This is a genomic window from Croceibacterium mercuriale, from assembly GCF_000802385.1.
In the GTDB taxonomy this organism is placed as follows: domain Bacteria; phylum Pseudomonadota; class Alphaproteobacteria; order Sphingomonadales; family Sphingomonadaceae; genus Croceibacterium; species Croceibacterium mercuriale.
Genome location: NZ_JTDN01000004.1, coordinates 81,031 through 89,368, shown reverse-complemented (window position 1 = coordinate 89,368; position 8,338 = coordinate 81,031). Strand labels below are relative to the sequence as shown.

Below are 8,338 nucleotides of genomic sequence, written 5' to 3'. Positions count from 1 at the left end.
CAGGCCCGGTGTCGATCGGCGTCGGCGGCAATTACCGCCGCGAGACGCTGCGGACCGATGTCGATGATCTGAGCCAGGCCGGCGCGCTCAACACCCGTGCGCCGCGCAACTTCCCCCGCGCCAGCCAGAACGTGAAGGAAGCCTATGTCGAGGTGATCGTCCCGCTGCTGAGCGAGGAGTTCGGCCTTGGCGAGCTGGACTTCAACGGCGCGGCGCGGGTCACCGACTACAGCATCTCGGGCTCCGTCGGCACCTGGAAGGGCGGTCTGACCTGGAAGCCGATCAGCGACATCCTGCTGCGCGCCACCCTGTCGCGTGACATCCGCGCGCCTTCGCTGCCGGAACTGTTCACGCCGAACGTCGCCACGGTGCCGCGGCCGCTGACCAATGGCGCGGCGACCGACACGCGCCCCGCCTTCGCCAACCAGCAGGCCTATGCCATCGATGTCTTCACCGGCGGCAATGTGGACCTGACGCCGGAGATCGGCCGCACGCTGACCGCCGGTATCGTGATCCAGCCCAGCTTCATCCCGCGTCTGCAGATTTCGGCCGACTTCTACCGGATCAGGCTGACCGATGCGATCGGCGCGCTGGGGCAGGCCTCGATCATCCAGAACTGCCTGGGCACGGGCACCGCCTCCGCGGACAATCCGTATTGCGCGCTGATCACCTTCGCCGGCAGCGACCTGGTGCGGGGCGCGATCCAGAGCGTGAATTCCGCCAACGCCAATTTTGCGGAGTTCAAGACCAAGGGCCTCGACTTCGCGGTGTCCTATGTCCAGCCGCTGGACGAGATCAGCGCGAACCTGCCGGGCCGCCTGTCGTTCACCAGCCAGGCTACACATGTCATGGAATACCGGGCATCGACCGACGTCTCGCTGCTGTATCCCGATGGCGTGAACCGCGCCGGACAAACCGGTGCGCTGTTCGGCGGGACCGCCGGCCTGCCGGACTGGGTCGTCAACACGACGCTGGATTACCGGGTAGACCGGTTCAACATGAACGCGCAGGTCCGCTACATCAGCCGCAGCCGGCAGAACAACGCTCTGATCGGCCCGGATCAGGCCGGCTACAACCCGGCGCTGTTCAACAGCATCAACAACAACGTCATCCCCGCGGTCGCCTACCTGAACCTGGGCGCCAGCTATGATCTGGCGCTGGAGGGCACCGCCCGGACCGAGGTGTTCGTGCTGGTCAACAATGTGTTCGACAAGGATCCGCCGCTGCCGGCGATCAACAACAATGCCTATTACGACCTGCTCGGCCGGTCGTATCGGGTCGGTATCCGGTTCGGCTTCTAACGGTCAGAGTCCTTCGGCAGCAGGCGCTGCCGACGGACCCGTCACATGATCCCGGAACAGCGCGCCTCAGGCGCCCTGCCGGCCCCGCCCGAAGGTCATGCCGGGGGTGTAGCGGCCTTCCAGCACGGCTTCCAGATAGCCGGCGACCCGGGTGATATACTCGTTCTCATCCTGAACGGCGGCGGCGATCGCGGGCAGCGCCGGGCGCGCCAGCGGGCCCAGCGCATCCAGCGCGTTCAGCGCCATCAAACGGGGTGGCATCGCTGCGGTGCTCTCCAGCACTTCGGCCAGGATAGGCAGGCCGATATCATCCCGGCCAGCACCGCACAGTGCCTCCGCCGCAGCCACCCGCACCGGGGGCGATGGATCATGGCCGGCGATGGCGGCCAGCTTCCCGCTGCTGCCGGCGGCCGCCATCTTCAGGATGACCAGCCCGGTCGCCGCCCAATAGCGCATGGTCGAATTGGCATGCCGCAGCATCGCGCTCAGGCGGGCGGCATTGCGCGGATCACCTCGCGCGGCGACCGCGGCAAGCCGCATGACCGATCGCAGCGGATAGTCCCGCTCCACCCGGCTTTCGGCATAACCTTCACCATGGGCGCCTTCCGGAATGAAGCCATTGTCGCGGATCGCCAGCATGTGCCGGTCCAGCGCGGTGCGGAACGCGGCGATCCTGCGCGCCTGCGCCGGGTCGGCGATGCGGTTGTCCAGCTGGTCGGCATCGGCTTGGAGGTCGTAGAACTCCTCGAACGGTTTGGGACCGAAGAAGCGCGTCTGCGCCGGGGTCAGCCGACCCGCCAACCGTTCCTCGTCCCACGACTGGTACCCCTTGGCCAGCCAGGCGAAGTCGCCATGCATGCCCCACGGCCGATGCGGCATGTAATTGCGGATGTAGCGATAACGGCCATCGGTGGCGGTGCGCACGAAATCGTAGCGTTCGTCCATGCGGTTGCGCATCCCGAACACCCAGCCATCGCGCCGGCCGATATGCGGCCCCAGGAACGCGGCGCCCGCCATGGTCGCAGGGCGCGGGATGTTCGCCAGCGACAGCAGCGTTGGCGCCAGGTCGATGAAACTGACCGGCTCCGTCACTTCGCTACCCATCGCCACGGGGCTGAGATGCTGCCACTTCGGCGGAACGTACACGATCAGGGCAACGCGCAAGCCTTCGTCATAGCAGTAACGCTTGCTGCGCGGCAGGACGCCGCCATTGTCGGAATAGTAGAAGATGATCGTGTCTTCGGCGAGCCCGTCCGCCTCCAGTTCTGCCAGACGCTCGCCGACCTGCGTGTCCATCCGCGACATCAAGTTGTAGTAACTGGCGAAATCTCCGCGCATCGCCGGCGTGTCGGGAAGATAGGCCGGCACCCGCACCTGATCGGGTGTGACCGGACCCGGTGTCGGCGAGAATATCCGAGATTCATGCGTGGTCATGTAATTGAACACGGACATGAACGGCTTGCCGTCCGGCCGATCGCGCCAGTGGGCCGAGCTGCTCGACGCGTCCCAGATCCGAGCGGGATCTACGTCGCAATTGTAGTCGGTTTTGTCGTTGTTGCTGCAGTAGTAGCCGGCGGATCGCATATACTCCGGATAAGTCCGCAGGATCGCCGGCAGTCTGGCGGTCGCGCGCATATGATGCGCCGGCCCGCAGCTTTCCGGATAACAGCCGGTCAGGATGCCGAACCGCGATGGCGCGCAGACCGGCGCATTGCAGTAGACATTGCGATACAGGATGCCGCGACCTGCCAGTCCATCGATCACCGGCGTCCGCGCCAGCCTGTCGCCATAGGCTCCGATCAGCGGATTGTTGTCCTCGCTGACCAGCCACAGGATGTTCGGCTTTCCGATGGCAGGACCTGCCACCGCTCTGGCAGACAGGCTTGCGCCGCCGAGCGCGATCGATGCCAGCGCCTGTCGGCGGGTCGCGTTCATCCGGCGCGCTCCGCTATGTGGCACGCTAGGCTGGCGTCGGACATGCGGTAATCCTCTGATCGATGCTGCCGAATGGTCCTGCCGTCATCGAGACACGATCCCCGAAGGACAGGAATGGCGTCTGTGGCGCCCCATGGTCGATCATCTCGATCGCACGGCGCTCGGACATGCAGGTCGAGCCGACCTGCGCGTGATCGGCATTGGACACTGTTCCCGAGCCGATGATCGTGCCCGCAGGCAGGTCGCGCGTGTGCGCCGCATGGGCGATCAGGTCGTGGAACCCATGGGCCATCGCCGCGCCGTTCGGATGCCCGAACCACCGGCCGTTTACCTCCACCGTCAGCGGCAGGCACACGCGGCCGTCGCGCCAGGCATCCCCAAGGACATCCGGCGTGACGGCAAACGGGGCCATGCTGCAGGCCGGCTTGGCCTGGACCCAGCCGAAGCCGGTCTTCATTTCGACGGGTGCGATCGTGCGCAGTGACCAATCGTTGATCAGCACGATCAGGCGGATATGCGCCATGGCCGCCTGCGCTGTGCAGCCCATCGGCACATCGCCGATGATGATGCCGAACTCGCCTTCGAAATCGATGCCGTCCTCCTCGCGCGGCAGCGGCACGTCCTCGGTCGGGGACAGGAAGCGGTGCGACATGCCCTGATACATCAGCGGGCGATCACCTGTGTGCGGCGGCGAGTTGAAGGCCCGCTGCATCAGCTCACCATGCGTGGGGAAGGCCGACCCGTCCAGCCACTGCCAGGCCCGCGGCAAGGGTGCGAGCAGGCTGGCAATATCCAGCCGATCGCCGCCACCCGCCGCCAGGCGCGCAGGCAGGTCCCGCAGCACCGGCTCCATCGCGGCCCAGTCTTCGACCGCGTGTTGCATCGTGGCTCCGGCCGGCAGAAACCGGGCCCCATCTTCCGAAACAACGATCAGTGCGCCGTCCCGGGTGCCATCGGCCAGCGTTGCCAGTCTCATGCCTCGTCCTCGAAGATCGCGACCGCCCGCGTCCACCCGGCCGAACCGCGCTTCACCTTGGCGGGGAAGCAGGACACGGTGAAGCCGCGAGGGGGCAGCAGGTCCAGGTTGGTCAGCTTCTCCATGTGGCAATAGCCGATGTCCCGGCCCGCCTTGTGCCCTTCCCAGATCAGCGAGGTGTCGCCGCTGTCCGCCACGCGCCGGGCGGTGGCGGCAAATGGCGCGTCCCAGCTCCAGGCATCGGTGCCGGTCACGCGGATCCCGCGCGAGGTCAGCCACATCGTCGCGTCGTAGCCAAAGCCGCAGCCGCTGCCGAGGAAGTCGGGGCCGCCCAGCGCTGCCCCGGCGGCAGTGTTGACCAGCACAATGTCGAGTGGCTGCGGTTCGTAGCCGATGCGGGCGCAGACCGCCGCCATCTCGTCCGCCGTGACCACGTGCCCGTCGGGGAAGTCGCGGAAATCCAGCTTCACGCCCGGCCGCAGGCACCAGTCGAGCGGCACCTCATCGATGGTCATCGCCGGCGCGCCGCCATCCATGGTCGGGTGGTAATGCCACGGCGCATCCAGATGCGTGCCGTTGTGCGTGGTCAGCGTCAGCGTCTCGGACGCGGCGAAACCCTGCCCGCCGGGCATCTGCTCCGCAGTGAGGCCGGGAAAGAAGTTCTGCACCTCCGCCACCGTCTCTGCATGCGTCTGATAGGTGATCTGCGGGCGCATGAAGGGCGGATCGGTGACGATGTCCGGGTCCAGGGTGATCGAAAGGTCAAGCAGGCGCCGGGCCATCATGCATTCCTTTGAAAGTGCGGCGCCACCGTCCGAAAGCCAGCGGATCGCGCCGCCTGCCCTCCGGTGCGATCCGCGACAGTCACCCCGCGTGACCGCCCAGCGTGTCGGCGAACCAGTCCGCGATATAGTCGCAGCCAAAGCTCATATTGTCGGCGCCGACATGTTCGACGCCGCCTTCGCGCGCGGTGAACACCTTGAAGCCGACCCTGGGGCTGTTGACCAGCTGGTCACGGCTCTGATGCGCGTAGTCGATCGCGATCTGGCGGTCATGCGCGCCATGCGTGACGAGGAAGGGGACACGGATCTTCTCCATCACGCCGTTCAGATGCATGTCCTCCGCACGCGCCAGGAACGTCTCCATGTCGTCGGCGCCGAACGCCCACATCACATGCTGCCAGTAATGCGGCACCGGGTTCTCGCCTTCGCGCCGCAGCCGCTTCTGCTGCACCTCCGCCCAATTGTGGTTGGCACCCCACACCGCGCCGCTGGCGAAGCGCGATTCGTAGGCGACCGCGCGCGGCGCGAAATGGCCGCCGAGCGAGATGCCGGTCATGCCGATCCGCGCCGGATCGACCTCCGCCTGCTGCTCCAGCCAGTCGACCGCCTTGGAGGCCCAGTTCTCGCTATGGGGATCGACCGGCAGGCCCTGCAGGCGCAGCGCCTCCCCCGATCCCGGCTGGTCGACCGACAGGGTGGAGATACCCCGCCGTGCCAGCGCTTCGGGCAGGCGTGACAGGACCAGCAGTTCCTTGCAGCTGTCCAGCCCATTGCAATACACCACCACCGGCCGCGGCCCGTCGCCGACGCCGCGCGTGAAGAAGGCGGGCATCGTGCCGGTCGCCAGCGGAATCTCGACCCTTTCCCGATTGAGCCGGCCCAACTGTGTCGCGCGTTCGAACGATGCGAGCGCGCGGGCGTAGGTTTCCGTGCGCCCGGCCGATCCATGGGCTTGCATCCGCTCGGCCACGAACAGGTACAGCGCCGCCCGATTCAGCTTGTCCGACGCACTGAACCGGTGCCCGGCCGCCTCGTCCTCTTCAGCCAACCCGGCCAACCGGTCCGCCATCGCCACCCACTGTGCCATGAATTGCGGCGTGCCGGCATCCCCGCCGCCCGCCGCGGCGTCGCGGATGGGCTGGCACATGTCGATGATCTCGCCGATCTTGCCCCCGCTCTCCAGTGCGATCGAGACGGACAGGTTCCAGATGTAGTTCGGGAAGTATTCGAACAGGGCCATGTGTCAGGCCTCTGCCGCGACGAACAGGCGGGGGTCGGGCTTGGGGTGCGGCATGGTCTGCGGGCCGCCGACGCCGATCCCCCACTGATCCATGGTCGTCGGACCCGGTACATGCACCTGATCGATGTGAGCCTCGAAATCGACATGCTCGAGTTCCGAACTGTACTCGACCGCGAAGCCGTTGGGGGTCGTGAAGTAGCTGAAGGTGTTGTTGCCGGCGGTGTGCCGCCCCGGTCCCCACAGAATGTCAGTGCCCGCCCGCTTCAGCCGGCGGATGCCCGCCATCATGTCGTCGACCGTCAGCACGTCATACGCGACATGGTTCAGGCACGGCGGCCCCGGCAGCAGCGCCAGTCGGTGATGGGCGCTGTTGCAGCGCAGGAAGCACATAAAATCACCCAGCCAGTCGCTCACCTTGAAACCGAGGACGTCGACGAAGAAGCCGACCATCGCGCGGTGATCGGGCGAATGCAGCACGATATGGCTGATCTTCTGCGGAATGCCTTCCCACCGGTCGAGTTGCCGCGGCACGCGCCGGTCGACGCCGGCGGACACCTCGAACGGCAGCCCGTCGGGGGAGAAGAAGCGGAAGCCATATCCGCCGCCCAGGGTCGCCAGCGCGCGCGGCGCGAAGATCACCTGGCAACCCGCCGCCACGACCTTGTCGTGCAAGGCGTCGACATCGGGGTCGCTGTCCGCCGCCAGCGCGATCACGTCGATGCTGTTGGCGGCATCCTCGCGCAGGCGGACGACGTAGTTCTCGTCATGCCCTTCGGCGGCGAAGTGGATCATGCCATCCTTCTCGCCCGCCTCGATCAGCTTCCAGTCGTCGCGGTAGAACGCACGCTCGGCGGCAAGATCGGCCACGCCGTAGCCGACATAGCGGATTTCGGTAACTCGGCTCATGGGAGTAGGCTCCTTTGAAAGGCGGATCAGATGGGTTCGCCGACCATGTCGAACATGGCTTTGGTCGCGACGGCATTGTCGATCGCGGGCCCTTTGCCGATCTGTCCGTGGCAGATCGCCAGGCTGGACCGGACGATGTAGGCACACCGGTCGAAGCGGCGGTCGCGATAGGCGGTCAGGGCGGTTTCGAGATCGTCGTGGCGGTCCAGTTCCTCGGCCAGCACGATTGCATCTTCGATCGCCATGCCGGCACCCTGCCCCAGATGCGGCGTCGTCGCATGGACAGCATCGCCGAGCAGCACCACCCGGCCGTTGTGCCAGGCGCCTTCGACCAGCAGCGCCTCCAGCGGGCGGTACACGACCGCCGCGTCATCGGTGATCAGGTCCGCCAGGGCACGGATCGCCGGGGCCGCCCCGGCCAGCTTCGCCCGCATCTTCGCGGCAAGACCCTCCGTCTCGTAGAAGGGGTTCTCCGGCTCCGCCGTGGTGACGAACATGTACATCATCGTGTCGGAGATCGGGACCAATCCGACCCCGCTTGGCCCGTTATACACCTGCAGCGCATCCATGCCGGGCAGCCGTGGCAGGTTGTAGCGCCAGACCGACTGGCCGGTAAATTCCGGCCGGGGCGCGTCCGGCAGGATCCTGGCGCGGGTCTGCGAATAGGCGCCATCCGCGCCGATCACCAGGTCGTAGCGCCCCGTGCTCCCGTCGGAGAAGGTCACGGTCACGCCGTCGCCATCATTCACCAGATCGGTCGGCGTGATGCCCAGCCGCACAGTGGCCCCGCTCGCCAGCGTGCGGTCGCCAAGCACCTTGTGCAGTGCCGGGCGGCCGATCCCGACATTGGCCGGGCGCCCCTCGACCAGCCGGGGCGACGGCACGCGGGCGACCTGCTGGCCGTTCGGCAAAAAGACTTCTACCGCATCGAACCCGACACCGGCGGACAGGTAATCGTCCAGCAGGTCGAGCTGGGCCATGGCCCGCACGACATTCGCCTGCTGGATGATGCCGACGCCATAGACGGACCAGTTCGGATCGCGCTCCACGACCTCGACCGTGTCACCGCGCCCACGCAAGGTGATGGCCGCGGTCAGTCCGCCAATGCCGCCGCCGATGGCGAGTATCTTCTGCGCTTCCAACTTGCCCCTCCGTGCGGCTCTTTGACCGCGGTTCGTTGGAGCGAAGACTAAGTGGG

Annotated in this window: 7 protein-coding genes; 1 reads left to right on the top strand and 6 read right to left on the bottom strand. The window is 66.7% G+C overall.

Annotated features, from left to right (window positions below):
* Window positions 1-1,301, top strand: a 1,301-nt coding sequence (locus PK98_RS15550) for a TonB-dependent receptor domain-containing protein (RefSeq protein ID WP_152608774.1), incomplete at its 5' end; no start/stop codon positions are given.
* Between the two features lie 66 nt (window positions 1,302-1,367).
* Here the strand turns inward: PK98_RS15550 and PK98_RS15545 are convergent.
* The 6 genes from PK98_RS15545 to PK98_RS15520 all read right to left on the bottom strand — a co-directional run bounded on the left by PK98_RS15545 (window position 1,368) and on the right by PK98_RS15520 (window position 8,282).
* On the bottom strand, window positions 1,368-3,236 hold the full coding sequence (locus PK98_RS15545; protein ID WP_039097969.1) for a sulfatase-like hydrolase/transferase: 1,869 nt from the start codon (window positions 3,234-3,236) through the stop codon (window positions 1,368-1,370).
* A gap of 25 nt (window positions 3,237-3,261) precedes the next feature.
* Window positions 3,262-4,212 carry a fumarylacetoacetate hydrolase family protein gene (locus tag PK98_RS15540; protein WP_039097968.1) on the bottom strand — a complete coding sequence of 317 codons (951 nt, stop codon included), beginning with the start codon at window positions 4,210-4,212 and terminating at the stop codon, window positions 3,262-3,264.
* Window positions 4,209-4,994 (bottom strand): cyclase family protein, encoded by a 786-nt coding sequence (locus PK98_RS15535; protein WP_039097989.1) that lies wholly within the window; start codon window positions 4,992-4,994, stop codon window positions 4,209-4,211. The genes PK98_RS15540 and PK98_RS15535 overlap by 4 nt, the downstream gene beginning before the upstream one ends.
* 82 nt (window positions 4,995-5,076) lie before the next feature.
* On the bottom strand, window positions 5,077-6,234 hold the full coding sequence (locus PK98_RS15530; protein ID WP_039097967.1) for an alpha/beta hydrolase family protein: 1,158 nt from the start codon (window positions 6,232-6,234) through the stop codon (window positions 5,077-5,079).
* A 3-nt stretch (window positions 6,235-6,237) separates the two neighbouring features.
* Window positions 6,238-7,140 carry a VOC family protein gene (locus PK98_RS15525; RefSeq protein WP_039097966.1) on the bottom strand — a complete coding sequence of 301 codons (903 nt, stop codon included), beginning with the start codon at window positions 7,138-7,140 and terminating at the stop codon, window positions 6,238-6,240.
* 26 nt (window positions 7,141-7,166) lie between these two features.
* Complete coding sequence (locus PK98_RS15520; RefSeq protein ID WP_039097965.1) at window positions 7,167-8,282, bottom strand: FAD-dependent oxidoreductase; 1,116 nt, start codon at window positions 8,280-8,282, stop codon at window positions 7,167-7,169.
* Between the last annotated feature and the right edge of the window lie 56 nt (window positions 8,283-8,338).

Bases quoted from the DNA above. Each gene is read 5' to 3' on its own strand.
- PK98_RS15545 (WP_039097969.1), bottom strand. From the start codon at position 3,236: ATGAACGCGACCCGCCGACAGGCGCTGGCATCGATCGCGCTCGGCGGC.
- PK98_RS15540 (WP_039097968.1), bottom strand. From the start codon at position 4,212: ATGAGACTGGCAACGCTGGCCGATGGCACCCGGGACGGCGCACTGATC.
- PK98_RS15535 (WP_039097989.1), bottom strand. From the start codon at position 4,994: ATGGCCCGGCGCCTGCTTGACCTTTCGATCACCCTGGACCCGGACATC.
- PK98_RS15525 (WP_039097966.1), bottom strand. From the start codon at position 7,140: ATGAGCCGAGTTACCGAAATCCGCTATGTCGGCTACGGCGTGGCCGAT.
- PK98_RS15530 (WP_039097967.1), bottom strand. From the start codon at position 6,234: ATGGCCCTGTTCGAATACTTCCCGAACTACATCTGGAACCTGTCCGTC.